The organism is Lentzea fradiae (genome assembly GCF_900100955.1).
Lineage (GTDB): Bacteria > Actinomycetota > Actinomycetes > Mycobacteriales > Pseudonocardiaceae > Lentzea > Lentzea fradiae.
In genome coordinates, this window is sequence record NZ_FNCC01000011.1 from 134,050 (window position 1) to 159,366 (window position 25,317).

Genomic DNA, 25,317 nt, shown 5'->3' on the forward strand with positions numbered 1-25,317 from the left:
CGGCATCCCTACCCGACGCGCGCGACCCCGTCCAAGTCGATCGCGAGCCGCACCCGGTCACCGACCTCGGTCATCGGCCCCACGGCCTCGTACTCCGCGCCGCCGATCTCCACGAGCAGCCGCACGTGGTCACGCCGGTGCACCCGTTCCAGCACGGTGCCCTCCATCAGCCCGTCGGGGTCGACCCGCAGTGCCGTGGCACGCAGCCCGACCCGTTCCAGGTCCAGGCCGACGAACGACCCCGGCACGAACCTCGTGCACCCCAGGAACTTCGCGGTCTCCACGTCGACCGGCGCCGACCACACCTCGGCGGGCGGCCCGACCTGCACGACCCGGCCGCGCGACATGATCGCCACGCGGTCGGCCAGCGTGAACGCCTCGTCGTGGTCGTGCGTCACGACCAGCGCCGTCGTCGCCGCCTCCCGCAGCAGCCGCGCCAGGTCGACCGCGAGCTGCTCGCGCAGCACCCGGTCCAGCGCCGACAGCGGCTCGTCCAGCAGCAGCAACCGCGGCGACGGCGCCAGCGCCCTGGCCAGCGCCACCCGTTGCTGCTCACCGCCGGACAGCTGGGTCACCCGGCGCCCCGCGTACCCCTCCAGCCCGACCAGTTCCAGCAGCGACAGCACGCGCTTGTCGCGTTCCTCCCGGTCGACGCCGCGCATCCGCAGCCCGAACGCCACGTTGCCGGCGACCGTGCGGTGCGGGAACAGCTGCCCGTCCTGGAAGACCAGCCCGAACTCGCGGCGGTGCACCGGAACCCCTGCCAGGTCGGCCGAATCCCACGACACCACACCGGAAGTCGGCTTCTCCAGGCCCGCGATCGTGCGCAGCAGCGTCGACTTCCCGCAGCCGGACGGCCCGAGCAGCGCGACGACCTCGCCGTCGGCCACCGACAGCGACACGTCCGACACCGCCTCCGTCCGTCCATAGCGGACGGTGATCGAGTCCAGCTCCAGCGCCATCAGAACTCCCCGCTGCTCGGCACGCGCAACCGTTCGATCAGCAGCACGCACCCGACCGTCACGACCATCAGCAGCGCGCACGCCGCGTAGGCCATCTGGCTGTTCAACTCGCCGGGCCGCGACATCAGCCGCGCGATCACCACCGGCAGCGTCGGCGCGTCCGGCCTGGCGAGGAAGCTCGTCGCCCCGAACTCCCCCAGCGCCACCACGTAGCCGAACCCGGCCGCCGCCACCAGCGACCGCCCGACCAGCGGCAGGTCCACCTCGCGCCACACCCGCAGCGGCGAGGCGCCCAGCGTGGCCGCCGCCTGCCTCAGCCGTTCGTCGACGGCCCTCAGCACCGGCAGCACCATCCGCACGACCAGCGGCGTCACGACCAACGCCTGCGCCAGCGGCACCAGGTACGGCGAGGTGCGGAAGTCGCCCGGCAGCGCGTCCATCGTGATCAGGTAGCCGAAACCGACCGTCACCGCGGACACCCCGAGCGGCAGCATCAGCGCGGTGTCGAGCACCTCGGCGAACCGGCTGCCGGACCGCCGCAGCCCGACCAGCACCACCGCCGAGAACACCCCGACGACCAGCGCGACCAGCGTCGCGTCGAACGCCGTCCGCAACGAGTTCATCGCGGCGTCGAGCCCGGTCACGGCGAGCGTGCCGCGGTCGCCGCGGGTGGTCAGCGCCACGTACCCGGCGAAGCTCCATCCGTCCCGTGTGGACAGTGACCGCGTCACCAGCCCGACGACCGGCGTCAGCAGCGCCACCACGACGGCGACGGCGGCACCGACGACGTACCACTCGCCACCGGACGGCCGCCGCGCCAGCTCTTCCCTGCCGCGCAACGACAACGCGGTCTCACGGCGACGCCGGGCGAGCGCGCCCAGCACCAGCACCGCCAGCACGGCGAAGAACTGCAGCAACGACAGGGCCGCCGCACCGGACAGGTCGAACAGCTCGACCGTCCGCAGGTAGATCTCGGTCTCCAGGGTCCGGTAGCGCGACCCGCCGAGCACCAGCACCACGCCGAAGCTGGTGGCGCAGAACAGGAACACGACAGCGGCGGCGGACCCGATCGCGGGCGCCAGCGCCGGCAGCACGACGGACACGAACGCCCTCGGCCGAGACGCGCCGAGTGCCCGTGCCGCGTCCTCGGCCCGCCGGTCGGTGTGCGCCCACAGCCCGCCGACGGTCCGTGCGACCACGGCGACGTTGAAGAACGCGTTGGCCAGCACGATCGGCAGCACCCCGCCGTCGGGCCAGAACGTCCGGAAAGCCAGCCCCACCACCACGGTCGGCAGGACGAACGGCACCATCACGGCCGCACGCACGAAACCGAGCCCGCGCACCCGGCAACGCGCCAGCACGAACGCCACGGGCAGCCCGGCGACGACCGCCACGACCGTCGACGCCGCGGCCTGCCCGAGCGTGAAACCGACGAGCTCCCAGGTCTCCCCGGCGAACACCTCCCGCAGAACCCCGCCCTCGCGCAGCCCGAGCGACACGATCGCCAGCACGGGCCACGCGAAGAACAACCCGAGGAAGGCCAGCGGCAGCACCGCCGCCACCGACCACCCGGTGCGGGACGTCGGGAACAACCGCCGGGGTGGCTTCTGGGGTGACTTCAGCCCTGCACGAGCTTGCGCCACTGCTCGACCCACGCTTCGCGGTTGTCCTTCACCTTGTCCGCGGGGAGCGTCTGCGGGTTCTGCGGGAGCGGCGCGTCCTTGGCCCACGACTCGGGCAGCGCGACGCCCTCGCGGGACGGGTAGACGTACATCTGCTCCGGCACCTGGGCCTGGAACTTCTCGCCCAGCAGGAAGTCGAGGACCTTCCGCGCGTCGTCGGGGTTCTTGGCGCCGGACAGCACGCCCGCGTACTCGACCTGGCGGTAGCAGGTGTCCAGCACGGCCTTGGTCCTGCCCTCCTCCGCCGACGGCGACGACGCGTAGGACACGACGATCGGCCGGTCGCCCTTGGTGGCCGAGAACTCCTGGTTGTACGCCTCTTCCCAGCCGCTCACGACCTTGACGCCGTTGGCCTTGAGCTTGCCCCAGTACTCCTGCCAGCCGTCCTCGCCGAACTTCGCGATCGTGCCGAGCAGGAACGCGAGACCGGGCGACGACGTGGCCGGGTTCTCGACGACGAGCATGTCCTTGAACCGCGGGTCGACGAGGTCCTCGTACGACTTGGGCTCGTCCCCGCCGAGCTTGGTCGGGTCGATGTTGAGACACACGTCACCGACGTCGACCGCGTGCAGCCGGTTCGTGTCGTCGGCCTGGTAGCGCTGCGCGCCCTTCGACGCCTCCGGCGAGGCGTACTCGGCGAACACGCCCTCGCTCAGCGCCCGCGACGCGAACGTCGAGTCGACGCCGAACGCGACGTCGCCGATCGGGTTCGACTTGGTGAGCACCAGCTTGTTGGTGAGCTCACCCGCGTCCCCGCTCGCGAGCTGCTTCACCGTGATCCCCGAGGACTTCTGGAACTCCTCCAAGACCTCGGGCAGCACGGCGAACGAGTCGTGCGTCACCAGCGTGACCTCGCGCGCGGACGACGAGCTCGACGTCCCGCCCGAGCACCCGGCCAGCGCCACCGCGGCCGTCGCCAGGACAGCGAAGATCCTTCTCACGTCAAACCTCTCCCTACGCCGGTATGACCCGGATCAGGTGGACGGTCGAGGGCTTGCGAGCCCTCCTCTCAGCCCGGCGCTTCACCGGACTCCCGTGGCAAACGCGCAGCCTACGTGACTTGGTGGGACGATCGGGACATGGCCGAGCTGCTGAGCGACGATCAGTTGGACGACGTGCTGCCGAAACTGCCAGGGTGGACCGCCCAGGAGGCGGCCCTGGTGCGGACGGTCGAGCTGGAGAGCTACGCGCAGGCGATCATGGTCGTGAACCGGGTGGCGGAGATCGCCGAGAACGACAACCACCACCCGGACATCGACATCCGCTACAAGTCGCTGACGTTCCGGCTCAGCACCCACCACAAGGGCGGCATCACCGCCCTGGACGTGAGCCTCGCCGAGGAGATCGACGGCGTCCTGGACGCCCTCAGCTCGTGACGGACGCCTCGGCGGGCGCCTCGTCCGCGACCGCCCCGGTCTTGCGCCTGGCCGCCAGCCCGATGGCGACGAGCGTCAGCATCCCCGCCGCCGGATAGCCCCAGCCGAGCACGACGTAGTACCAGGGGCGCGGGAAGTCCCAGATGTTCGGCTGGGCGAGCAGCAGGAACGAGATCAGGTAGCCGCCGGTCAGCACCACCCACAGCCCGGCGGTGATCTTGCACAGCAGGTGTCCGCCCTCGTAGACGAGCCACAGCAGGGCGGGCACCATCCACACCCAGTGGTGGCTCCACGAGATCGGCGAGACCAGCAGGCCGAGCATCTGCACGCTGACGATCAACGCCAGCACGTCCTTGGTCTTGCTGACCGCGAACCACGTCAGCGCCGCCGCCACGAGCACGGCGACGATGTAGATGACACCGGTCTTGACGTCGTAGCCGACCGTCCGGCTCAACGCGCCGCGCATCGACTGGTTGATCGCACTGCCGACCGGCCCGACCCGGCTCGCGTCACCGAGCAGCGAGAACCAGAACTTGTCCGACTGCGCCGGCGAGATCGCCCAGCCGATGCCGTAGACCACGACGAAAGCGACGAACGACCACACAGCGGCCATCCACCGCCGCTGCAGCAGGAAGTACAGCCCGGAGATCGCGGGCGTCAGCTTGATGCCGGCCGTGAACCCCACCCCGGCGCCACCGACCCAGTTGCGCGCACTGGCGAGCGTGCCGATCAGGATCGCCGCCAGCACCAGGTTGATCTGCCCGTAGTTGAGCGTCGTGCGCACCGGCTCGATCCACAGCACCAGCGCCGTCCACAGCATCGCGCGCCGCGGGTCGCCCAGCTTCAGCAGCTTGAGGCTGGTGCGCACGATGAAGTACAGGCAGCCGAGGCAGATGAGCTGCCAGACCCACCGCGAGGCTTCCCACGGGATCCAGCTCATCGGCGTGAAGATCGCCGCCGCGAACGGCGGGTAGGTGAACGGCAGCGGGAACACGTCCGCGTACTGGTCGAGCCGCCACTCGTACAGGTCGCCCTGGAACAGGTGCGGCGACCCGTTGCGGTACACCAGCAGGTCGATCATGGTCATCTTCGTCTGGAAGGCGACCATGAACAGGTGCCCGATGACCGACAACGCCAGCAACCACGGTGCTACGGAGAGCACACGCGCTTCCACAGCACGAAGTTTCACGCGGAAAACGTTACCCGAGGGAACTTCCGGGGGTACTCAGACGTCAAGTAGTACGGGAGATCGCGTTAAGGGGAGTTTTTCCAGTCATGTCTGCTGATGTCATCGTTGCCGTTGTCGCTGCCTTGGGAATGCTGGCCGTCGCGTTCGGCGTCTTCGCCGCCGCCGCCCGCACCAAGAACAGCTTGTGATCTTGTACGCGTGATCTTGTGAGCACGCACGAAGGGGGAGCCTCCACTGTGGAGGCTCCCCCTTCGTAGTTCACTACCGGGGTGGCGCTGGATCAGAAGTAGTGCGCGCGCCCGCCGACCGGCTTGCCCACGGCACCCAGGACGGCGAGGATCGCGCCGATCACCAGGAGCACCACGCCGAGCGTCGTCAGGATGCTGATACCGGCCAGCCATCCGACGACGAGCAGAATCAGACCGAGGACGATCATGACACCTCCAGGTGGGGAATCCTGGACTGTGGATACCCGACATAGCTAGGTACAAACCTGGTCGAGTGAAGCAATCAGTTCCCGGACCTCGTCCACCTCAGCGGGACGCTGACTCTCGTAGAGGGGCAGCGCCTCGAGGGCCAGCTCACGGGCGCCCCTCCGATCGCCGGCCAGTGCCCGAGCCCTGGCCAGTTTCACGATGACCACGGCGAGTTCGTACGCGTCATGGATGCCACGGACGATGCGCACGGCCGTCTCGAAACTCTCCGTCGCTGGCACATGCTCGCCGCGTTCGAGGTAGATGTCACCGAACGTCTCGTACAGGGTGCTGAGCATCACCGAGCCGGGCTCGTTGATCTCGCCGAGCAACAGATGAGCCTCCTGGCAGAGCTCCAGCGCGCGGTCGTTCTCCCCCACCAGGTGACTCGCTCTGCCCAGGGCCGTCAGGTAGCTGAACTTCTCGTAGACGCGTTCCAAGCTGATGCCCAGCGAGTAGACGCCTTCCAGAACCTGCAAGCTCTCGGCGTATCTGCCCTGCGCCTCGTACATGAAGGCAAGCCCACGGGCAACGTGGACTTGACCATCGGTGTCCTGAAGCTCCTCGTCACAGCGCAGCGCTTCCCTCAGGTGACGTGTGGCAGCGTCGAAGTCCTGCCGCTTGAGGTGCAGTGACGCCAACGAACGGTTGAGACGTGACTCGCCGAACAGGCTGCCCTGCCGCCGAGCTGCGGCGAGCCCGCGCATCTGGACGTCCACTGACTCGTCCACATGGCCGCGCCGCCTGAGGTAGATGTGCATCGAGTAGGCGAAGGTCCAGAGGATGTCGTCCGCGCCGACCGCATCCATCTGCGTCGCCACCCCGAGAAGCACCTTCCGTTCGGTGTCGTACCACCTGTGAGCGGACTTGATGTCCGCGAGCGGCACCACCACCGTGTCCGGCGCGGGGGTGGGCAGCTCTGTCCAGCGGCCCAGCCCGTCGATCAACAACCTGGCCGCCCAGGTCGTGTGCAGGTAGTGGTCGAACATGCGCTCACGGGCTTCGGCCCGGCGCTCCTGCGGCAAGTCGGCGCTGCGTTCCACCGCGTAGTCGCGCAGCAGGTCGTGGAGGACGAACCGCCCGTCGGAAGTCTTCGTCACCAGGCTGCTCGTGACGAGCTCGTCCAGCACCTCTCGCGCGTCGGCCGGCGTCAGCGCGGCGAGGCTGGCCACAGCCGCGTCGGAGAAGTCGGGGCCGGGGTGGAGGCCCAACAGCACGAACACCTCGGCGGCGACCTCGCTCACGGATCTCAACGACCACGAGAACACCGCACGGATGTCCGTCGACGGGTCGTCGATGTCCAGCGCGTCGAGCCGCTCCTGCTCCAACTCGTCCGCGAGAGCGGCGAGCGGCTCCCCGTACGCCGCCCTGGCCGCGACGATGCCGAGTGCGAGCGGCAGTCCCGCACACCTCTCCACCAGCCGCGAGACCGCTTCCCGCTCCGCGGCGACACGTGCCTCGCCGATCCTCTCGACCAGCAGCTCGACAGCCGCCTGCCTGCCCAGCACGTCCAGCGTGATGAGCTGCTCACCGCCCCCAGCGACCAGTCCGGAGATGCGGGTGCGACTCGTGACGAGCATCAGACCGGCGGTTGCCCCGGACACCAGGGGCAGGACGTGGTCACCGTCTCTGGCATTGTCGAGCAGCACCAGCAGGCGGCGCTCCGCCACGGCGGACCGGTATGCCCCGAACAGCTCGGCACGACCCAGCGGAACGTCCTCCGCCGGCACGCCCAGCGCGATCAGGAAGTCGCGCGCCACCACCGCCGGGTCGAGCGACTCGGCGCCGGCGCCGAACCCGCGCAGGTTGACGTACAGCTGCCCGTCCGGAAACCGCTTCGCGACCTGATGCGCCCATTCGACGGCGAGCACGGTCTTCCCGACCCCACCGATCCCGTTGATCGCGGAGATGAGCACGGGCTCGCCCGGACGCGTCCTGAGCGTCTCCGTCAGCCGCGCCAACTCCTCCTCACGACCGACGAAGTGCGGATGAGGAGGCGGCAGCTGGCGCGGCACCACCCGAGCGGCCGGAACCTCACCGCGCAACACCTGCTCGTGCGCCTCCCTCAACCGCTGCCCCGGCTCACTGCCGACCTCGTCGAGCAGCTGCTTGCGCACGTCCCGGTAGACCGCGAGGGCCTCCGCCTGTTGCCCGGCGCGGTGCAGAGCGAGCATCAGCTGCGCCCAGAACGTCTCGTGCAGCGGGTGCTTCGCCACCAGCGACCGCAGCTCGGGCACCAGCACGTCCGTGGCGCCGTCCAGATCGGCGTCGATCCGGTGTTCCAGCGCGGTGAGCTGCTCCTCCACCAGCCGAGGCACGTCTTCGCGGTGCAGCGACTCCGACCTGACGTTGCCCAGTGCCGGACCACGCCACAGCTCCAGCGCGGCCCGGTGCTCCCCCCTCGCGACGAGGTCGCGGAACCGCGCGAGGTCGAGCTGACCGGGTTCGACGAAGGCCCCGTAGCCACGCGACGAGGTGCGGACGCAACCGGCCTCACCCAGCGCCTGCCGCAGCCGCAGCACCACTGTCTGCAACGTCTTGTGCGCGCGGGCCGGGGCCGGTGGCTCACCGTCCCAGACGCGCTCGACCAGTTCGTTGACCGGAATGAACTCGTTGGCGCGCAACAACAGCGTGGCCAGCAACACCCGTCCGCGCCCGGCCGGGACGGGCACGGGTCTGCCGTCGAGCAGCACCTCGAGCGGGCCGAGCACCCGGTACTCCACAGTCACACCGTGAACCTACCGAGGCCGTCAGCCGAGTTTCGTCAGGGCCGGTAGGGGTCGGTCAGTGTCAGCGGTGTCCTGGCCTCGTCCAAAGCCGCGGCCGGGAAAGCGGGGCCGACCGTGTAGAAACGGGCTCGGGTACGACCGACCGGTTTGAGGAAGCCCGCCGTGACCAGCTCGCGCAGATCCCGCTGAGCCCGCTGCAAGCCCAGGTCCTCCGCCCTTTCGTAACGCGTCCTGCGCACGCGCCCCGACATCGCCACGTCGTGCAGCGCCGACACCACCCGCTGCTCCAGTCCGCGTTCCTCGGCGAACTCGCCGAGCAGGACCCACACCCGGCTCGACCGGTCGAGCCGGCTGCGCACGGTCTGCGCCTGCTGGTGGTAGGCCGTGAGGTTGAACCGGACCCAGTCGGACACGTCCTGATCCGGGAGGTAGGTGGCGCCACGCCGCTGAAGTTCGCGGTAGTACTCCCAGGTGTTCCCCGGTCGGCCGAGCCACGCCTCGATCGAGGAGAACTCAGGAGCGAGCCCTCCCTCTCGCGCAATCATGAGTGTCTGCAGAGACCGGGACATCCTGCCGTTCCCGTCCGCCCAGGGATGGATGGAGACGAGGTGCAGGTGCGCCAACGCGGCTCGTACCAGCGGATGGCTGCCATCGTCCACGTTCAGCCACTCGACCAGTTCTCCCATCAACGCCGGCACGTCTTCTGCATCCGGCGCCGTGTAGACCGCAATGCTGGGATCACGGGCGTCCGTCACGTACACAGGACCGCGCCGCCATCGCCCGGCAGGCTTGCGCGGAGTGTGCCGGTGTCCCTGCAAAATCCAGTGGAGCGCGTTGAGGAACTCCACGCCGTACCGGAAGTCCGTGACGTCGTGGAGCGTCTGGATGTAAGTCATCATCCGCTGGTAGGCGAGTGTCTCGTCTCGATCCTCCTCGGAGACGTCCACATCACGCTCGCCGACCAAGAGGTCCTCGACGTCAACCGTCGACACCTTGAAGCCCTCGATCGAGTTGGAGGCCGCCACCGCGTCGGCGGTCAAGAACTTGCGCAACCCTTCGGTCCACTTGGTCGGAGTGGACCGGACCTGCAGACGCAAGGAGTCGCGAAGAGCGTCGATTTCCTCGAGGACGCGCCGGTCCTCGGTGTTGAGAGCAGGCGTGGGGAAGAGCACCCACCAAAGATAGATTGACGTAATCATTACGTCAATGCGTCAGATGCGGTCTGGCCAACATGTGGAAGGCTCCTCCGCCGGAGGGGCCTTCCAGGTCGGTCGTCAGACGTTGAGACGGAACTCCACCACGTCGCCGTCGACCATGACGTAGTCCTTGCCCTCCATGCGGACCTTGCCCGCCGCCTTCGCGTCGGCCTTCGCCCCCCCAGAGAGCGCTCACACAGCGTTCATCCCCGGTACGGATCCGTGAGCGTAAGCGGCGCGCGTGCCGCTTCGGTGCCGTCTCCGCTCGGGTCAACGATCATGTACCGCCTCCGGCAATCCGGCGTCGAGATCTCAGGTGGCAGATGCCCCGTCGACCTGACACACGGCCGCGCTGAGCAGGCGCGCACGAACGAGGACCGGTTCGACCAGCGCGTCGCCCACCCGTATCCGGGCGACCGGCCGGCTGCGCGTCCGACGAAGGGCCGGGGCCGAGTTGCGGTGTTCGGTGTTCGGCCGAAACCGAACAGGCCGGTTGAAAAGTCGAAGCGGAACTCCACCGAACTGCATCAGATCCAGGAATCAGTGATAACGATCGCGAAATCTTTCCGCTCGCCTTGACCCACTTCCTGTCGAGCGGAATCTCCGCCTCGATCGACGCGCATCGTTCGCCGTCGGGCCTGTTCCGGAGCGGGGCAGCTCTCTGCGCTCCGTTATTCTGAAGTGAAGCTTTCCACCATCTCAGCGGAGAGCTTCGCGTGATTTCTCAGGCCCTGGGAGAAGAAGAAAAATGCGCACACGTTCCGTAGCTCCAACACTCTGCGCTGTGATCGCACTGACGCTCGCGGGATGTGCGAGCGCAGCCGAATCACCCCGTACCGCGGAAACTCCGGCCCCCTCGGCCACGCCGACCGCGACGCTCTCAGCACCGGCCACCGCTGCTCAGGATGAAGCCGCACACGTTACTCCCGTCGAGGCATACCTCGACTGGCTCACCGCATCGCGGAAGCCAGACGCCGCTCGGGCGTGCGCTCTGATGTCTGCAGATCTGCGGAAACGCATGATTTCCGAGTTCGCCGCGACCCTCGGATCATCGTTCCCCGACTGCGAATCGATGATCGCAACAACCGCAGCCATGTACGCCGCTACAGGAGCCAGCGCCGACGTCGATGTGAAGGTGATGTCCGAGACAGCATCGGAGGCGACGCTGTTCTCCACATACATCGGAAGCGGCAAGTGCGGGACCATCCACCTCACGTCCACCAACGACGGCTGGATCCTCACGGAACAAAGCGAGGGATGCGCCCGCTAGTGCGGTGACCACAATCTCTTCACCGGGTTTCCCGACGCTCAGCAGGGCACCTCACGGCCCGTCTGACCGTCGGGAAACGCGGCAAACGCCGGTGGTCACCGTCTCGTCAACGAACCAGAGTCACGGGTCGAGGACCGGACGATCGTCGACCTGACGAAGCCCACCAGGCGCGCCACTCAGACGTTGAAGCGGAACTCCACCACGTCGCCGTCGACCATGACGTAGTCCTTGCCCTCCATGCGGACCTTGCCCGCCGCCTTCGCCTCGGCCTTCGACCCGGCCGCGACGAGGTCCTCGAACGAGACGACCTCGGCCTTGATGAAGCCCTTCTCGAAGTCCGTGTGGATCACGCCGGCGGCCTGCGGGGCGGTGGCGCCCTGCGGGATCGTCCAGGCGCGCGCCTCCTTCGGGCCCGCCGTCAGGTAGGTCTGCAGGCCGAGGGTGTGGAAGCCGGCGCGGGCCAGGGAGTGCAGGCCCGGCTCGTGCTGGCCGATCGACTCCAGCAGCTCGCGGGCGGACTCCTCGTCGAGCTCCAGCAGCTCCGACTCGACCTTCGCGTCGAGGAACACCGCGTCGGCCGGGGCCACCAGCTCGCGCAGCTCCTTCATGCGGGCCTCGTCGCTCAGGACGCCCTCGTCGGCGTTGAAGACGTAGAGGAACGGCTTGGTGGTGAGCAGCGACAGCTCGCGCAGCAGCTCGCCGTCCACTTCGGACTGCGCGGAGAACAGGGTGCGGCCGGAGTCGAGGATCTCCTTGGCCTTCTTCGCGTTCTCCAGGGCGGCGCGGCGGTCCTTCTGCATCCGCGCCTCCTTCTCGATCCTCGGGATGGCCTTCTCGAGGGTCTGGAGGTCGGCGAGGATCAGCTCGGTGTTGATCGTCTCGATGTCGCTCGACGGGTCGACGCGGCCGTCGACGTGCACGACGTCCGGGTCGTCGAAGACGCGGATGACCTGGCAGATGGCGTTCGCCTCGCGGATGTTCGCGAGGAACTTGTTGCCGAGGCCCTCGCCCTCCGACGCGCCCTTGACGATGCCCGCGATGTCGACGAACGACACGACGGCGGGCACCTCGCGCTCGGAGCCGAAGATCTCGGCGAGCTTGGTCAGGCGCGCGTCCGGCAGCGGCACGACGCCCACGTTCGGCTCGATGGTCGCGAACGGGTAGTTCGCGGCGAGCACGTCGTTGCGCGTCAGCGCATTGAACAGGGTGGACTTGCCGACGTTGGGCAGGCCGACGATACCGAGGGTCAAACTCACGGGGAGCGAGTCTACGGCAGGCCACGGTCGTGTCCGATTTCCGCGAGCCATCGCACGTTGCCGCTGGCAGGATCGATCGCATGGTCATCGACGAAGAACACGCGTACCGGGTGTGCTCCGCACGGGACGCCCGGTTCGACGGGGTCTTCATCCACGCGGTCCGCACGACCGGCATCTACTGCCGGCCGTCGTGCCCCGCGGTGACCCCCAAGCGCCGCAACAGCCGGTTCTTCCCGACTGCCGCCGCCGCGCAGTCCGCGGGCTTCCGCGCCTGCCGCCGGTGCCTGCCGGACGCCGTGCCGGGCTCGCCGGAGTGGAACCTGCGGGCCGACCTCGCGGGCCGGGCGATGCGCCTGATCAGCGACGGCATCGTCGAGCGCGACGGCGTGTCCGGGCTCGCGGCGAAGCTCGGCTACTCGGAACGGCACCTCACCCGCGTGCTCACCGCGGAGCTGGGTGCCGGGCCGTTGGCGCTGGCCAGGGCCCACCGCGCGCACGCGGCACGGCTGCTGATCGAGACGACCGAGCTGCCGTTCGCGGACATCGCGTTCGCGGCCGGTTTCGCGTCGGTGCGGCAGTTCAACGACACCATCCGCATGGTGTTCGCCTCGACGCCGTCCGAGATGCGCGGACGCGGCAAGGCGCCGGTCGGCACGCCCGGCCGGATCGTGCTGCGGCTGCCTTACCGCGCGCCGTTCGACGCGACCGGTCTGCTGCTGCACTTCCGCGCCCACGCGCTGCCGGGCGTCGAGGAGGTCACCGACGACTCCTACGCACGCACGATGTCGTTGCCGCACGGCGAGGCGACCGTGCGGCTGACGTTCCCCGCGGACCACGTCCTGTGCTCGCTGCGCCTCACCGACGTGCGCGACCTCGGCGCGGCGGTGTCGCGGGTGCGGCGGCTGCTGGACCTCGACGCCGACCCGGTCGCCATCGACACGGTCCTGGGCGCCGATCCGGTGATCGGGCCGCTGGTCCGCGAGGTGCCCGGCATCCGGGTGGCGGGGAGCATCGACGGCGCGGAGACGCTGCTGCGGCTCGTGGCGCCGTTCGAGGGCGTGCCGCTGCGGGTCCCGGACGGCGCGCTGACCCACCTGTACTCGGCGGGGGACCACCCCGTCGCCGAGGCCCTCGCGACCGGCAGACTCGTCGTCGACGTGGGCCGCTCGATCGAGGACCTGACCGAGGAGCTCGCCCACCTGGTCGGCGCGAGCGTCGCCGACGAGGTGGCCATGCGGGTGCTGGGCGCACCGGACGTGCTGGTGCTCCCCCGGTCGATGCACGACCAGGCTTCCGGCTGGAAGCCGGAGGAATGGCGACCATGGCGCTCCTACGCCGGAGCACACCTGACGAGGAAGGCAGCGACATCATGAGCATCGCGCACACGTCCACCGTGGACACCCCGGCGGGGCCGTTCACCGCGGTCGTCGCGCCGGACGGGGCGGTGCTGGCGAGCGGCTGGACCGGCGACATCGCCCTGCTGACGCCCCAGATCCACGCGTCGCTGATGCCGTCGGAGATCACCCCCAGGGCCGACCTCGGCGACGTCACCAAGGCCGTCGTCGCCTACCACGAGGGCGACCTGACCTCGATCGACACCGTCGAGGTGCGGCAGAGGTCGGGGCCGTTCCTGCAGCACGCGTGGGACGTGCTGCGCACCGTCCGTCCCGGCGAGCCCGTGACGTACAGCGAGTACGCGGAGCTGTCCGGCCGTCCCGCCGCCATCCGCGCCGCGGCCTCCGCCTGCGCCCGCAACTCGGCGGCGCTGTTCGTGCCGTGCCACCGGGTGATCCGGATCGGCGGCAACCTGGGCGGGTTCCGCTGGGGCCTCGACGTCAAGCGCTGGCTGCTCGCCCACGAGACCCCGACGCCCTGACGGCACTGAGCGCTGCACCAGAGGCTCTGTCCCACCGCTCGCCGCCCACCCGTCCGCGTGTCATCCGACCAGCGGTCGCCGCCTCCTCTGCGTGACGTGGCTTTAGTACGCGGGGGCCCCGCGTACTCGTGGACGGAACGTAGGGCCCCCGCGTACCCGGAGGGAAACACGAAAGAGAGTTGTTAGCGGGGCGGGGCGTTTACGGACAGCACTGCTGGAAGCATGCTTTAGCCGACGAGGTTGATCTCCGGTGCGTGGGCGGTCATCAGCTCCGTGCCGCACCGCTCGCACGACGTCGTGACCGGGTCCGTGCCGGACTGGAGGCGGCCCTCGACGTCCAGCCAGTCGTCCACGCCGCCGTCGCGGCACGTGCGGCAGCCCGACGCGGTGGTTCAGCTCCGCCCACGGCTGCGCGGTCAGCTCGGACGCCTGGACGTCCGGTTGCTCCCGGTCGGTGAAGGGCGCCCACCACGACGTGACGCGGCACCGCAGCCTGCGCTTGGTGCCCGCGTCGGTGGTGTCGAAGGCGCTGACGCGCAGCGGCGCCCGGTGTTCGGCGCCGCACATCCCGTACGGCACGCCGTGCCGCAGCTGCACCACGCGGCCGACGCGCTGGCAGACGAGGCAGTCGGCGGCGAAGCCGAGCCTGTTCGACCACACGAAGTGGGACGCCGGGGTGACCTCGACGCGGGCGGTGACTTCCACGTGGGACAGCACGCCGCCGAGGTTGGGCCGAAGTCAGGCCAGCGACATCTCGAGCGTCGAACCGGTGCGCGCCTTGCGGACCCGCAGCCGTGTCGGGATGCGTTGCCGCAGCTCCTCGACGTGCGAGACGAGGCCGACCACCCGGCCGCCCGCGCGCAGCTCGTCGAGGGTGTTCATGACGATGTCGAGGGTGTCCGAGTCGAGCGTGCCGAAGCCCTCGTCGACGAACAGGGTGTCGAGCAGCGCGCCGCCGGTCTCGTTCGCCACCACGTCGGCCAGGCCGAGGGCCAGCGACAGCGACGCGAGGAACGACTCGCCGCCCGACAGCGTCTTGGCCGGTCGCGAGCGGCCCGAGTAGTCGTCCAGCACGTCGAGGCTCAGGCCGCCGCGGGTGCCGCGGGCGCCAGCGGAGTCGGAGTGCACGAAGCTGTAGCGGCCCTGGCTCATCCGGTGCAGGCGGGCCGACGCGGCGACGGCGACCTCCTCCAGCCGCGCGGCCAGCACGTACGACCGCAGGGTCATCTTCTTCGAGTTCTGGCCGCGGCCGTTGATCACGTCCGTGAGCCCGTCCAGCTCGGCGTAGGCGGCTTCCAGCGGCTCCAGCGACTTCCACTCGGCCCGCAGGCGCGCGGCCAGCTCGCTCACCCGCTCCAGGGCCAGGCGGGCGCGGTCGAGGCGGGTCTGCGCGGAGGACGCGGCCGTGCGGGCGGCGGTGTACCGCGCTGTCACCTCGTCCAGGTCGACCTCGGTGTCCGGGTCGACGTCGGCGAGCTCCTCCAGCGTCGCGAGGGCCGAGGCGCGGGCGCGTTCCCACCTCGCGATCCGGTCGTCCAGCGCCTCCAGCTTGATCGCGGGGCGGTGCGCGGCCAGGGCGGCGTCCACGTCCGGGAAGCCCGCTTCGGCGGCCAGCGCGACGACGGACGCCTGCTGCTCCTCCACGCGGGCCAGTGCGGCGGCACGGGCGTTGCGGCGCTCGTCCAGTTCCACGAGCGCCTTCGCGAGGCGCAGCAGATGGTCGCGGCGGGTCAGGACGTCCTCGTGCTCGCCGCGTGCCTTGTCCAGGCGGGCGCCGCGTTCCTCCACGACCGCGACGAGCGAGGTGTGCTCGGTGCGCAGGCCGACCAGGTCCTGCTCGACCTTGCCCTTCTCCGTCTCGAGGTCGAGCTTCTCGGCTTCGAGGGCGACGAACTCGGTCTGCCGCTGCGACCGGGTGGCGGCCAGCTCCGCCGCCGCGCGGTACTCGGCCAGCACCACGGCCGGGTCGGCGGAGCCCAGCGCCTCCCAGCACGCCTGGATGCGCAGCTCGGCGGAGTGCGCCGCCCGTTCGGCCTCGGTGCGGCGGTCGAGGGCGGTCTGCTCGTCGCGGGCCGCCTCCTCCTCGTCCTTCGCGTCGACGCCGCCCAGCATCGGCTGGGCGGGGGCGGGGTGGCTGGGCGAGCCGCAGACGGCGCACGGCTTGCCGCGCTTGAGGGCAGCGGCCAGCTCGATGGCCATGTTCTCCAGGCGCTGCTGCCGGACCTGCTGCAACACGTCCTTGGCCTTCTGGTGGACGTCGATGGCCTGGTGCAGCTCGTCCCTGGCGCGCTCCAGCGCTTTCGCCGCGACCGGCAGCGCCTCGGCCGCGTCGGCGCGGACCTTCAGCGACTCCAGCCGGCCGGACGCCTCCACGGCGGCGTCGAGCTGGGCCCGGCACCGGGCGAGCCGCTCCGGCAGCACCTCCAGCTCGGCGCTCAGCACCAGCAGCCGCCGTTCGACCTGGTGGGACGAGTTCTTCAGCACCGACAGCTTGCGCACGTCGACCTGCTGGCGTTCGGCCTCGGCGGCCAGCTCGCCCAGCCCTCCCGCCTCCTCGCGGTAGCGCTCGGCGTCCTCCCGCAACGCCGACCCCTCGTAGCCCAGTGCCGCCAACGCCTCCGCGGCCTTGGCCTCGTCGCGGACGGCGAACTTGAACGTCTCCTGGAGCTTCGCGATCTCGGCGTGCGCGGGCACGACGGGACTCGCCCGGCGGGCCGCGTCACGTTCGGCGAACCAGGACGCCGAGTCGGCGGCCTCGACCCGTGCCAGCAGGTCGCGGGCCTCACGAACGCGGCGCAGCTGCTCGGCCTGCACGCGCGCCTGGGCCAGCAACGCGTCGGCCCCGTCGGCCACGCCCGCCGTCTCCTCGGCCAGCACCTCGGCCTCGCGGACGGCGCCGGTCAGCCGGTCCAGCACCGACTCCAGCCAGCCGGGCTCGTCGGACGGCTCCTCGGACGCGGCCTCGGCGACGCGGTGCAGCAGCTTCGCCGCGCCCTGACGGCGTTCCTCCAGCACCCGGCCCGCCGCGACCCGCTTGTCGCGGAACCACTTCTCGACGTCGAGGAAGCGCTCGGTGCCGAAGAGCTTCTCCAGCAGCACCTCGCGTTCGGCCGTGTCCGACCGCAGGAACTTCGCGAACTCCCCCTGCGGCAGCAGCACGACCTGGAAGAACTGCTCGTACGACATGCCCAGCAGGTCCTCGACCGCGCGCGCCACGTCGTCGATGCGGGTGATGCCCTCTCCCTCCCAGCCCTCCAGCCAGGTGAGCGAGCACTTCGCGGGCTGCGTGGTAAAGCCGCCGCCGCGCTTCTTCGGCCTGTCGAACTCCGGTGAGCGCACGATCCGGAACCGCCGCGACTGCACGGTCAGCTCCAGCTTCACCTCCGTGGGCGTCTCCGGGTCGGCGTACTCGCAGCGCAGCTTCTTCACGTCGCCGCGCGCGCCGGGGACCCGGCCGAACAGCGCGAACGCCACCGCGTCGAGCAGCGTCGTCTTGCCCGCTCCCGTGTCGCCGTGCAGCAGGAACAACCCGTCCGCGCCCAGCTCGTCGAAGTCGACCGACTCCGGGTTCGGGTAAGGCCCGAACGCCGTCAGCTCCAAGCGGTGCAGTCTCATTGCTCCTGCTCCCTCGCCACCGATGCGAACGCCTCGCGCAGCAACGACTTCTCCGCCTCGGTGGGCTCGGACCCGCGCGCGTCCGACACGAAGCAGCACGCCACCTCTTCGTCGGACCGGCCGCGCACCCGTTCCGCGTACGTCATGTCGTGCCGCGGCCCCTGCTCCGGCCGCCACTCCACGTGCACCGCGTGCTCGAACCGCTTCTGCAGCTGCCGCAACGCGTCCATCGGCCGCACCGCGTCCGTGAGCACCACGGACAGGAAGTGGTCTTCCAGCGGCTTGTGCGCCGGGTCCTCCAGCACGTCGGCGAGGGTGCCGGTGATGGCCGCCAGCCGCCGCGGCACCGGCAGGTCGCGCCGTTCGACGCCGACGAGCCCGCCCTCGTCCAGCTCCACCAGCCACACCGACTTGCGGTGCCGCGCCTCGGAGAACGAGTACGCCAGCGGGCTGCCCGAGTACCTCAGGTTCTCCGCGAGCGTCTGCGGCCCGTGCAGGTGCCCGAGCGCCACGTAGTCGACGCCGGAGAACACCTGCATCGACACGTCCTGCACGCCGCCCACCGCGATGGTGCGCTCCGACTCCGACGGCGCCCCGCCCGTGACGAACGCGTGCGCCAGCACCACGGACCGCGCCTGCCGCGATGCCAGGTCGGCGCGAATCCGCCGCATCGCCTCCGACAGCACGGGCGCGTGGCCCTTGTCCGGCACGCCGAGCGCGTGCCGCGCCGGCTCCGGTTCGAGGAACGGGATCCCGTACACCGCGACCGGCCCGTGCTCGTCCGCGAGCTCGACCGGCTTGTCCAGCAACGAGATCTGGGTGCGCAGGTGCAGCCCGCCCGCCGCGGCGAACTCGCCGAACACGCCGATCCGCGCCGCCGAGTCGTGGTTGCCGGGCGTGATCACGATCGTGGCCCCGGCCGCGCGGATCCTCATCAGCACCCGCGCGCACAACGACACCGCGTCCGCCGACGGCACCGCCCTGTCGTACAGGTCGCCGGAGATGACCACGACGTCGACCTTCTCGGAAGACACCAGGTCGGCGAGGCCGCTCAGCACCGACTCCTGCTCGACGAGCAGGTCGCGGCCGTGGAAGGTGCGCCCCACGTGCCAGTCGGAGGTGTGCAGGATCCGCATGGCACAACCGTAGAGACGGGGTCCGACAAAACTCCGGGAGGGTTCCCGGCGTGTCACCCGATCGAGTTCAACGCCGGTGGGGGAGCATCATCGGTGCCGTGACCGCAGTGATCATCACCGCCTCGCTCGTCCTGGTGCTCGTGAGCGCCGGGGCGCTGCTGTTCGTCTGGCGCCTCTACCAGGACAGCGTCCGCCGCACCGACGAGGCGCTCGCCGCCATCAGCGCCGAACGCGCGCGCTACGACGCCCAACAGGTGGCGTTGCAGCGCTACGAGGTCGCGTTCTCCAGCGTGTCCGGCCGCGGCGAACTGGGCGAGCAGGTGCTCGTCGAGACAGCGCGCGCCCTCGGCCTGAGGGAAAACCTCCACTACACGTTGCAGACAGACGTGGCGGGCGGCGGATCGGTCCGTCCGGACATGGTGCTGAACGTCGGCGGCGGCCGTCAGGTGCCGGTCGACTCGAAGATGTCGATGGCCACGTGGGCGGAAGCGGTCGAAACGGACGATCCGCAAGAACGTCAGGACGCGTTGCGCGTGCACGTCCGCAACATCCGGTCGCGCGCCGCCGAACTGGCGGGCAAGGGCTACCAGCGCTGGGCCGACGCCATCTACGGCACGATCATGTTCGTCCCCAACGACGGCGCGGTCGTCGCCGCCCTGGACACCGACCCCGAGCTGCTGCGCTGGCTGCTCGACCGCCGGGTGTTCCTGTGCGGCCCGACGGGCTTCGCGGTGATCGCGTCGGCGGCGATGTTCGCGGTGACCGAACGGGCCCTGGCCGACGACGTCGAGCAGGTCAGGCTCCAGGCGTCCCGCGCCAACCGGGCCGCCGACTCCGCGATCGAGGCCGTCAACCTCTCCACCACGCACCTGCAGCGCTTCCTCTCGGCCCGCCGCCGCGAGCTGGACGCCCTGGAGGGCTTCCGGGCGAGCGTGGAACCGCTCACAGAGGCGTCCGCGACCCCGTCACCCCTCCCCCTCGTCCGAAGGGCTGACGAACAGTCCGCGTAGAACGCACGGAGCGTGCCCGCAGGTTGCTTCTGCGTGAGAAACCAGCCGACTCACGAACACCTTTCGGCCGAACGGCTACCGTGTGCGGCGTGAGTGAGTTGCGCGAGCGTTCAGCAGCCTTCGATGACGACGTCGAAGACTACGACGCGGTTCCGTGGAACTACCGGGCCATCTTCGGCGAGTTCAAGGGAATCCCCTGGTGGGCTGCCATCCTGTGCGCCCTGGTCCCCGCGTTCATCGGCGCGTTCATCGACATCAGCTCCAGCAAGACCGTCGGCTGGACGTTCATCGCGGTGTTCTTCGCGGGCGCGCTGGCCGGCATCCTGCTGGTGCAGCGCCGCAGCCTGTTCGCACCGATGGTGCAACCGCCGCTGATCCTGGCCGCCACGGTGCCCACGCTCGTGCTCCTCACCGGCGGCGTCGCGAAGGGCGGCCTGTCGTCCATGGCGCTGGGCCTGGGCAAGCCGCTGATCGACAGCTTCCCGGTCATGGCCGTCACGACGGCCGTCACCGTGGCGCTCGGCATCCTCCGCATCGTGACGCAGAAGGACCCGAACCGGCCTTCGCGCGACGAGGTGCGGGAGGCCAAGGCGGAGATCAAGGAGCGCGGCAAGCCCGCTCGCAAGCCTCGCGAGCCGCGCGAAGGCCGCGAGACCCGTGAGCCCCGCGAGACCCGTGAGCCGCGGGAGCCCCGGGACTCCGCCGACGAGGACCGGCCGCGACGGCCCCGGCCCGCCTCGGAGCGCGCGGAGCGGGGCGAGGGTGCTTCCGGCCGCCGTCCCCGGTCCGAGGGTGCGTCCGGGCGCAGGCCCCGGCCGGACGGCGCCGGGCGAGGCGAGCGTCCCGCCGGACAGCGCAGGCCCCGGCCTCCGCGTGACGACCGCTGAGCATGCGAAACGGCCTGACGCGCACCGCGCGTCAGGCCGTTCGAAGCAGGTACCGCGTCAGCGCACCATGTCCTTGCGCAGCTCACGCGGGAGTGCGAAGGCGATCTTCTCGTTCGCCGTCGTGATCTCCTCGACCTCGCCGTAGCCCTGCGTCTCCAGGTACTTCAGCAGCTCCATCACCAGCAGGTCCGGCACCGAGGCGCCGGACGTGACGCCGACGGTCTCGACGCCGTCGAGCCACGCCGGGTCGACCTCCTTGGCGTAGTCGATGAGGTACGCGGCCTTGGCGCCGTGCTGCAGCGCGACCTCGACCAGGCGGACGGAGTTGGAGGAGTTCTTCGAGCCGACGACGAGCACCAGGTCGCACGACGGCGCCATCGTCTTCACCGCGGTCTGGCGGTTCGAGGTGGCGTAGCAGATGTCGTCGGAGGGCGGGTCCTGCAGCTCGGGGAAGCGGTCCTTGAGCTGGCGGACGCGCACCATCGTCTCGTCGACCGACAGCGTCGTCTGCGACAGCCAGACCACTTTGTTCGGGTCGCGCACCTCGACGGTCGCGGCGTCCTCGGCGGTGTCGACGAGCTTGACGTGCTCCGGCGCCTCGCCGGCGGTGCCCTCGACCTCCTCGTGGCCCTCGTGGCCGATCAGGAGGATGTCGTAGTCGTCCTTCGCGAACCGGACGGCTTCCTTGTGGACCTTCGTCACGAGCGGGCACGTCGCGTCGATGGTGCGCAACGAGCGCTGCTCGGCCTCGGCGTGGACGGCGGGTGAGACGCCGTGCGCCGAGAACACGACGAGCGCGCCCTCGGGGACCTCGTCGGTCTCGTTGACGAAGATCGCGCCACGATCGGACAGGGTCTCCACGACGTACTTGTTGTGGACGATCTCCTTGCGCACGTAGACGGGCGCGCCGTACTTCTCGAGGGCGAGCTCGACCGTCTCGACGGCACGATCAACGCCCGCGCAGTAACCACGCGGCTTCGCCAACAGGACTCGCTTGGGCATGCCTCCAGCCTACCCAGCTCCGTTCCTAGGCATTTCAGACGCGGTTGCGGCAGGCTAGGGGCCATGAAGCCACTGCCACTGGGTGTCCGCGTCGCCGCCGGCCTCGCCGCGACCGCCCTCGAACAGGCCCGCAAGCTGCCCCAGCAGCTCGCCGGACTCCCGTTGACGGTGGTCAGCGAGGCGATGCAGCTGTCCATGCGCGTCCAGCAGCAGGTGACCGAGCTCGCGATCAAGGGCGACGACGTCCTCTCCGGACTGCGCCCGGCCGAGGAGGAGCCCGCCTGGGCCACGTTCGACGAGGACGAGACTCCCGTCACGCCGCCGCGGAAAGTCACGCCCGTCACACCGTCCAGGGAGACCGCGGCGCAGGACACCGTTCAGGAGCCACTCGCGGACGACCCGTGGGAGGAAGAGGAACGCGCGATCGCGGACGTCCCGGAGTTCATGCCGTCCTACGACGAGCTGACGATCGCCCAGCTGCGCGCCCGCCTGCGCAACCTCGGCGTCGAGCAGCTGGAGGCACTGCTGCGCCACGAGAAGGCGCACGACGCACGTCCCGAGTTCGTCGGCATGCTGAACCGGCGGATCGCGACGGTCAAAGCGCAGTCGTGACGGACGCGAAATCCACGCCGGAGAACCCGTGGCCGGTGCGGACGGTCGCGCGCAAGCTGCTCGACTGGATCAACCGGCTCGGCGACGTGTGGGTCGAGGGCCAGGTCACGCAGCTCAACGCGCGCAGCTCCACGGCCTTCCTGACCCTGCGCGACCCGAGCGTCGACATGTCGATGTCGATCACCTGCGCCGCCTCGATGATCCGGGAGCTGCAGCTCACCGAGGGCAGCAGGGTGATCGTCCACGGCAAGATCAGCTTCTACCCGAACCGGGGCACGCTGTCGCTGCGGGCGGACGACATCCGCGCGGTCGGCGTCGGCGAGCTGCTGGCGCGCATCGAGCGGCTCCGCAAGCTGCTGCACGCGGAGGGCCTCTTCGACCCGCGCCGCAAGCGCAGGCCCCCGTTCCTGCCGAACAAGATCGGGCTGATCACCGGTCGCGCGTCGGCGGCGGAGCGGGACGTGCTGACGAACGCGCGGAACCGGTGGCCGGGAGCGCACTTCCGCGTCATCAACGTCGCGGTGCAGGGACCGATGGCGGTAACCCAGGTGATGACGGCCCTGTCCACTCTGGAGCGCGACCCGGAGTGCGACGTGATCATCATCGCCCGCGGCGGCGGCAGCGTGGAGGACCTGCTGCCGTTCTCCGACGAGGCGCTGTGCCGGGCCGTCTCGTCCTGCCGCACGCCGGTGCTGTCCGCGATCGGCCACGAACCGGACACCCCGCTGCTCGACCACGTCGCGGACCTGCGTTGTTCGACGCCCACCGACGCGGGCAAACGGGTGGTTCCCGATGTCGCCGAGGAGGGTGAACGGGTTCGGCAGATGCGCGACCGCGGCCGGCGTGCGCTGCACGGCTGGGTCGACCGCGAGCGCAGGCTGCTCGACTCGCTGCGCTCCCGACCAGTGCTTTCGGACCCGTACGGACCGCTGGAGCGCCGCTCGGAGGAGGTGCGGCGGCTGCGCGAGCAGGGCCGCAGGGCGGTGACGCAACGACTCGACCGCGAGGACGTCCACCTCTCCGGGACGAAAGCCCGCTTGACGACCCTCGGACCAGCCGCCACGCTGGCGCGCGGATACGCCGTTGTGCAACTCGTCACACCCGACGGGCCGGACGGCGTGCTGCGGTCTGTGACGGACGCGCCCAGCGGAACACAACTGCGGGTGCGAGTCGTTGACGGTGCGGTGCGGGCCACGGTGACAAGCCTGGACAAAGGCCCCAGAATCGATTCGGAAGGGGGAGGTACCGATGATGCGTGATGCCGTGTTCCTGCCCCTGGCCATGGAGGCGGCGGGTTCCTGCGGGTCGGGCCTGCGGACCAAGGTCGAGGCAGCGAACCGGGCCGCGGCGGAGTGCTGGACGGCGATGGTGGGCGACTGCGACACGCGGGGCCGCCGCACGCTGATCCTGACGTTGCACGACCTGAGCGAGGCCACCGCCGGAACCGTGCAGTACCGGCGCGTCGCGGAGGCCGAGGCGCTCATCGACGAGGCCGTGCGAGAAGGTGACGGTGAGGAGTTCGCGGAGGCGCTGGTCGGCTACGACCTCGCCGTCGCGACCGTGCTGAGCCGTCTGAGGAGTTCATCCGCGTGAGTTCGGAAGCCACCGGTGCGGAGACTGCGCTGGGTTACGAAGCCGCCCGCGACGAGCTGGTCGAGGTCGTCCGCAAGCTGGAGGCCGGCGGGCTGTCCCTTGAGGACTCGCTGGCGTTGTGGGAACGGGGCGAGGCGCTCGCCAAGACGTGTGAGCAGCATCTCGCCGGTGCGCGCGAGCGAATCGATGCAGCTCTCGCAGTCGTCGAGGAGGACGTTTCGCAGGCGTGATCCCGTGCAAGGATTCAGCTGCCGATCAAAATCCGGCACGCTGAGTAGTCGCATGGAGGCGCGCAATGGTGAACACCCCCGCGGAACGACGTCGCGAAGCCCCGGACCGGAACCTGGCGTTGGAGCTCGTGCGCGTCACCGAGGCGGCCGCGATGGCCGCGGGCCGGTGGGTGGGACGCGGCGACAAGAACGGCGGTGACGGCGCCGCGGTCGACGCGATGCGCAAGCTGATCCACACCGTCTCGATGCGCGGTGTCGTCGTGATCGGCGAGGGCGAGAAGGACGAGGCGCCCATGCTGTTCAACGGCGAGGAGGTCGGCAACGGCGAGGGCCCCGAGTGCGACGTCGCGGTCGACCCGGTCGACGGCACCACGCTGATGTCCAAGGGGATGCCGAACGCGCTGGCCGTGCTGGCCGTGGCCGAGCGCGGGGCGATGTTCGACCCGTCGGCCGTGTTCTACATGGAGAAGCTCGCGGTGGGCCCGGAGGCCGCGGACGTCATCGACATCACCGCGCCGATCGCGGAGAACATCCGCCGCGTCGCGAAGGCCAAGCACAGCGACGTCTCCGACGTGAACGTGTGCATCCTCGACCGCCCGCGGCACGAGAAGATCGTCCAGGAGGTGCGGCAGGCGGGCGCCCGCATCCACTTCATCTCCGACGGCGACGTGGCGGGCGCGATCGCCGCGGCACGGCCCACGTCCGGTGTGGACATGCTCGTCGGCATCGGCGGCACGCCGGAGGGCATCATCGCGGCGGCGGCGCTCAAGTGCGTCGGCGGCGCCATCCAGAGCCGGTTGTGGCCCAAGGACGACGAGGAGCGCGAGAAGGCGATCGGCGCGGGCCACGACCTGTCGCGCGTGCTCACCACGAACGACCTCGTGAGCGGTGACAACGTCTTCTTCTGCGCGACCGGCGTGACCGACGGCGACCTGCTGCGCGGCGTGCACTACCGGGCGGGCGGCTGCACGACGCAGTCGATCGTCATGCGGTCCAAGTCCGGCACCGTGCGCATGATCGACGGCTTCCACAGCCTCCACAAGCTGCGCGAGTACGCCTCCGTCGACTTCGACCTGCCGGAGGACGTGCAGCAGCCGCTGCCGTGATCGTCTCATTTCGCTGTGAACTGTGAACGCGCGGTGACCAGACGAGTGACCCTAGTGACGGCGTGACGCGCGTCCCTAGTTTCCGTCCTGACCCCGGCAACCCTGCGCCGGGTTCAG

Annotated in this window: 23 protein-coding genes and 1 pseudogene; 11 read left to right on the forward strand and 13 right to left on the reverse strand. The window is 70.1% G+C overall.

Annotated features, from left to right (window positions below):
• Positions 1 to 8 precede the first annotated feature (8 nt).
• The 3 genes from BLT23_RS26155 to BLT23_RS26165 form a co-directional block, all read right to left on the reverse strand.
• Complete coding sequence (locus BLT23_RS26155) at positions 9 to 962, reverse strand: ABC transporter ATP-binding protein (RefSeq protein WP_090053357.1); 954 nt, start codon at positions 960 to 962, stop codon at positions 9 to 11.
• On the reverse strand, positions 962 to 2,515 hold the full coding sequence (locus BLT23_RS26160) for an ABC transporter permease (RefSeq protein WP_090053832.1): 1,554 nt from the start codon (positions 2,513 to 2,515) through the stop codon (positions 962 to 964). Before BLT23_RS26160 ends, BLT23_RS26155 begins: the two co-directional genes overlap by 1 nt.
• Positions 2,516 to 2,580: 65 nt before the next feature.
• Positions 2,581 to 3,585: a thiamine ABC transporter substrate-binding protein gene (locus BLT23_RS26165; protein ID WP_090053359.1), complete on the reverse strand. Its 1,005-nt coding sequence runs from the start codon at positions 3,583 to 3,585 to the stop codon at positions 2,581 to 2,583.
• A gap of 138 nt (positions 3,586 to 3,723) precedes the next feature.
• Here BLT23_RS26165 and BLT23_RS26170 point away from each other — a divergent pair, with 138 nt between their 5' ends.
• Positions 3,724 to 4,020, forward strand: a complete 297-nt coding sequence (locus BLT23_RS26170) for a 4a-hydroxytetrahydrobiopterin dehydratase (RefSeq protein WP_090053361.1) — start codon at positions 3,724 to 3,726, stop codon at positions 4,018 to 4,020.
• On the opposite strand, the gene BLT23_RS26175 is transcribed toward BLT23_RS26170, so the two are convergent.
• The 5 genes and pseudogenes from BLT23_RS26175 to BLT23_RS42090 form a co-directional block, all read right to left on the reverse strand.
• On the reverse strand, positions 4,010 to 5,209 hold the full coding sequence (locus BLT23_RS26175; protein WP_090053363.1) for a mannosyltransferase: 1,200 nt from the start codon (positions 5,207 to 5,209) through the stop codon (positions 4,010 to 4,012). The two genes, BLT23_RS26170 and BLT23_RS26175, sit on opposite strands and share 11 nt — an antisense overlap.
• A 280-nt stretch (positions 5,210 to 5,489) precedes the next feature.
• Entirely contained in the window at positions 5,490 to 5,645 is a 156-nt protein-coding gene (locus BLT23_RS40980) for a DUF6131 family protein (protein WP_089949693.1), read from the reverse strand.
• Between the two features lie 45 nt (positions 5,646 to 5,690).
• A complete protein-coding gene (locus tag BLT23_RS26185) occupies positions 5,691 to 8,411 on the reverse strand; it encodes an AfsR/SARP family transcriptional regulator (RefSeq protein WP_090053366.1) in 2,721 nt (906 codons plus the stop codon).
• A gap of 35 nt (positions 8,412 to 8,446) precedes the next feature.
• A complete protein-coding gene (locus BLT23_RS26190) occupies positions 8,447 to 9,583 on the reverse strand; it encodes a Fic family protein (RefSeq protein WP_090053368.1) in 1,137 nt (378 codons plus the stop codon).
• A 102-nt stretch (positions 9,584 to 9,685) separates the two neighbouring features.
• Positions 9,686 to 9,772 (reverse strand): annotated as a pseudogene (locus BLT23_RS42090) (DUF933 domain-containing protein); the annotation flags it as partial.
• Positions 9,773 to 10,391: 619 nt separating this feature from the next.
• On the opposite strand from BLT23_RS42090, the gene BLT23_RS40190 reads away from it, so the two are divergent.
• Positions 10,392 to 10,877 (forward strand): hypothetical protein, encoded by a 486-nt coding sequence (locus BLT23_RS40190; RefSeq protein ID WP_143036046.1) that lies wholly within the window; start codon positions 10,392 to 10,394, stop codon positions 10,875 to 10,877.
• Positions 10,878 to 11,053: 176 nt separating this feature from the next.
• Here BLT23_RS40190 and ychF read toward each other — a convergent pair whose 3' ends face one another.
• Positions 11,054 to 12,133: a redox-regulated ATPase YchF gene (gene ychF / locus BLT23_RS26205; RefSeq protein ID WP_090053372.1), complete on the reverse strand. Its 1,080-nt coding sequence runs from the start codon at positions 12,131 to 12,133 to the stop codon at positions 11,054 to 11,056.
• Positions 12,134 to 12,213: 80 nt separating this feature from the next.
• Here ychF and BLT23_RS26210 point away from each other — a divergent pair, with 80 nt between their 5' ends.
• Positions 12,214 to 13,506 carry a bifunctional transcriptional activator/DNA repair enzyme AdaA gene (locus BLT23_RS26210; protein ID WP_090053374.1) on the forward strand — a complete coding sequence of 431 codons (1,293 nt, stop codon included), beginning with the start codon at positions 12,214 to 12,216 and terminating at the stop codon, positions 13,504 to 13,506.
• Positions 13,503 to 14,009, forward strand: coding sequence for a methylated-DNA--[protein]-cysteine S-methyltransferase (locus BLT23_RS26215; RefSeq protein WP_090053376.1), 507 nt, complete (start codon positions 13,503 to 13,505; stop codon positions 14,007 to 14,009). Before BLT23_RS26210 ends, BLT23_RS26215 begins: the two co-directional genes overlap by 4 nt.
• A gap of 227 nt (positions 14,010 to 14,236) precedes the next feature.
• Here BLT23_RS26215 and BLT23_RS42095 read toward each other — a convergent pair whose 3' ends face one another.
• The 3 genes from BLT23_RS42095 to BLT23_RS26225 all read right to left on the reverse strand — a co-directional run bounded on the left by BLT23_RS42095 (position 14,237) and on the right by BLT23_RS26225 (position 18,760).
• Positions 14,237 to 14,362: a hypothetical protein gene (locus BLT23_RS42095; RefSeq protein ID WP_281248896.1), complete on the reverse strand. Its 126-nt coding sequence runs from the start codon at positions 14,360 to 14,362 to the stop codon at positions 14,237 to 14,239.
• Between the two features lie 385 nt (positions 14,363 to 14,747).
• Complete coding sequence (locus tag BLT23_RS26220; protein ID WP_090053378.1) at positions 14,748 to 17,624, reverse strand: AAA family ATPase; 2,877 nt, start codon at positions 17,622 to 17,624, stop codon at positions 14,748 to 14,750.
• On the reverse strand, positions 17,621 to 18,760 hold the full coding sequence (locus tag BLT23_RS26225; protein ID WP_090053380.1) for an exonuclease SbcCD subunit D: 1,140 nt from the start codon (positions 18,758 to 18,760) through the stop codon (positions 17,621 to 17,623). The genes BLT23_RS26220 and BLT23_RS26225 overlap by 4 nt, the downstream gene beginning before the upstream one ends.
• Positions 18,761 to 18,858: 98 nt before the next feature.
• On the opposite strand from BLT23_RS26225, the gene BLT23_RS26230 reads away from it, so the two are divergent.
• Both BLT23_RS26230 and BLT23_RS26235 read left to right on the forward strand, forming a co-directional pair.
• Positions 18,859 to 19,770: a DNA recombination protein RmuC gene (locus tag BLT23_RS26230; protein ID WP_090053382.1), complete on the forward strand. Its 912-nt coding sequence runs from the start codon at positions 18,859 to 18,861 to the stop codon at positions 19,768 to 19,770.
• Between the two features lie 89 nt (positions 19,771 to 19,859).
• On the forward strand, positions 19,860 to 20,657 hold the full coding sequence (locus BLT23_RS26235) for a DUF6542 domain-containing protein (RefSeq protein ID WP_090053384.1): 798 nt from the start codon (positions 19,860 to 19,862) through the stop codon (positions 20,655 to 20,657).
• A 57-nt stretch (positions 20,658 to 20,714) separates the two neighbouring features.
• On the opposite strand, the gene BLT23_RS26240 is transcribed toward BLT23_RS26235, so the two are convergent.
• Positions 20,715 to 21,659 (reverse strand): 4-hydroxy-3-methylbut-2-enyl diphosphate reductase, encoded by a 945-nt coding sequence (locus BLT23_RS26240; RefSeq protein WP_090053386.1) that lies wholly within the window; start codon positions 21,657 to 21,659, stop codon positions 20,715 to 20,717.
• A 63-nt stretch (positions 21,660 to 21,722) separates the two neighbouring features.
• On the opposite strand from BLT23_RS26240, the gene BLT23_RS26245 reads away from it, so the two are divergent.
• The 5 genes from BLT23_RS26245 (at position 21,723) to glpX (ending at position 25,200) form a co-directional block, all read left to right on the forward strand.
• On the forward strand, positions 21,723 to 22,271 hold the full coding sequence (locus tag BLT23_RS26245) for a lipid droplet-associated protein (RefSeq protein WP_090053388.1): 549 nt from the start codon (positions 21,723 to 21,725) through the stop codon (positions 22,269 to 22,271).
• Positions 22,268 to 23,530 carry an exodeoxyribonuclease VII large subunit gene (gene xseA / locus BLT23_RS26250; RefSeq protein WP_090053390.1) on the forward strand — a complete coding sequence of 421 codons (1,263 nt, stop codon included), beginning with the start codon at positions 22,268 to 22,270 and terminating at the stop codon, positions 23,528 to 23,530. Before BLT23_RS26245 ends, xseA begins: the two co-directional genes overlap by 4 nt.
• Complete coding sequence (locus BLT23_RS26255; RefSeq protein WP_090053392.1) at positions 23,520 to 23,864, forward strand: hypothetical protein; 345 nt, start codon at positions 23,520 to 23,522, stop codon at positions 23,862 to 23,864. The genes xseA and BLT23_RS26255 overlap by 11 nt, the downstream gene beginning before the upstream one ends.
• Positions 23,861 to 24,094, forward strand: coding sequence for an exodeoxyribonuclease VII small subunit (locus BLT23_RS26260; RefSeq protein WP_090053395.1), 234 nt, complete (start codon positions 23,861 to 23,863; stop codon positions 24,092 to 24,094). Before BLT23_RS26255 ends, BLT23_RS26260 begins: the two co-directional genes overlap by 4 nt.
• Positions 24,095 to 24,159: 65 nt before the next feature.
• Positions 24,160 to 25,200 carry a class II fructose-bisphosphatase gene (glpX, locus tag BLT23_RS26265; RefSeq protein ID WP_090053398.1) on the forward strand — a complete coding sequence of 347 codons (1,041 nt, stop codon included), beginning with the start codon at positions 24,160 to 24,162 and terminating at the stop codon, positions 25,198 to 25,200.
• Positions 25,201 to 25,317: the final 117 nt, after the last annotated feature.

Coding starts and splice junctions, on each gene's coding strand:
- BLT23_RS26155 (WP_090053357.1), bottom strand. CDS start 962: ATGGCGCTGGAGCTGGACTCGATCACCGTCCGCTATGGACGGACGGAG.
- BLT23_RS26170 (WP_090053361.1), top strand. CDS start 3,724: ATGGCCGAGCTGCTGAGCGACGATCAGTTGGACGACGTGCTGCCGAAA.
- BLT23_RS40980 (WP_089949693.1), bottom strand. CDS start 5,645: ATGATCGTCCTCGGTCTGATTCTGCTCGTCGTCGGATGGCTGGCCGGT.
- BLT23_RS26210 (WP_090053374.1), top strand. CDS start 12,214: ATGGTCATCGACGAAGAACACGCGTACCGGGTGTGCTCCGCACGGGAC.
- BLT23_RS26215 (WP_090053376.1), top strand. CDS start 13,503: ATGAGCATCGCGCACACGTCCACCGTGGACACCCCGGCGGGGCCGTTC.
- BLT23_RS26220 (WP_090053378.1), bottom strand. CDS start 17,624: ATGAGACTGCACCGCTTGGAGCTGACGGCGTTCGGGCCTTACCCGAAC.
- BLT23_RS26225 (WP_090053380.1), bottom strand. CDS start 18,760: ATGCGGATCCTGCACACCTCCGACTGGCACGTGGGGCGCACCTTCCAC.
- BLT23_RS26240 (WP_090053386.1), bottom strand. CDS start 21,659: ATGCCCAAGCGAGTCCTGTTGGCGAAGCCGCGTGGTTACTGCGCGGGC.
- BLT23_RS26245 (WP_090053388.1), top strand. CDS start 21,723: ATGAAGCCACTGCCACTGGGTGTCCGCGTCGCCGCCGGCCTCGCCGCG.
- BLT23_RS26255 (WP_090053392.1), top strand. CDS start 23,520: ATGATGCGTGATGCCGTGTTCCTGCCCCTGGCCATGGAGGCGGCGGGT.
- glpX (WP_090053398.1), top strand. CDS start 24,160: ATGGTGAACACCCCCGCGGAACGACGTCGCGAAGCCCCGGACCGGAAC.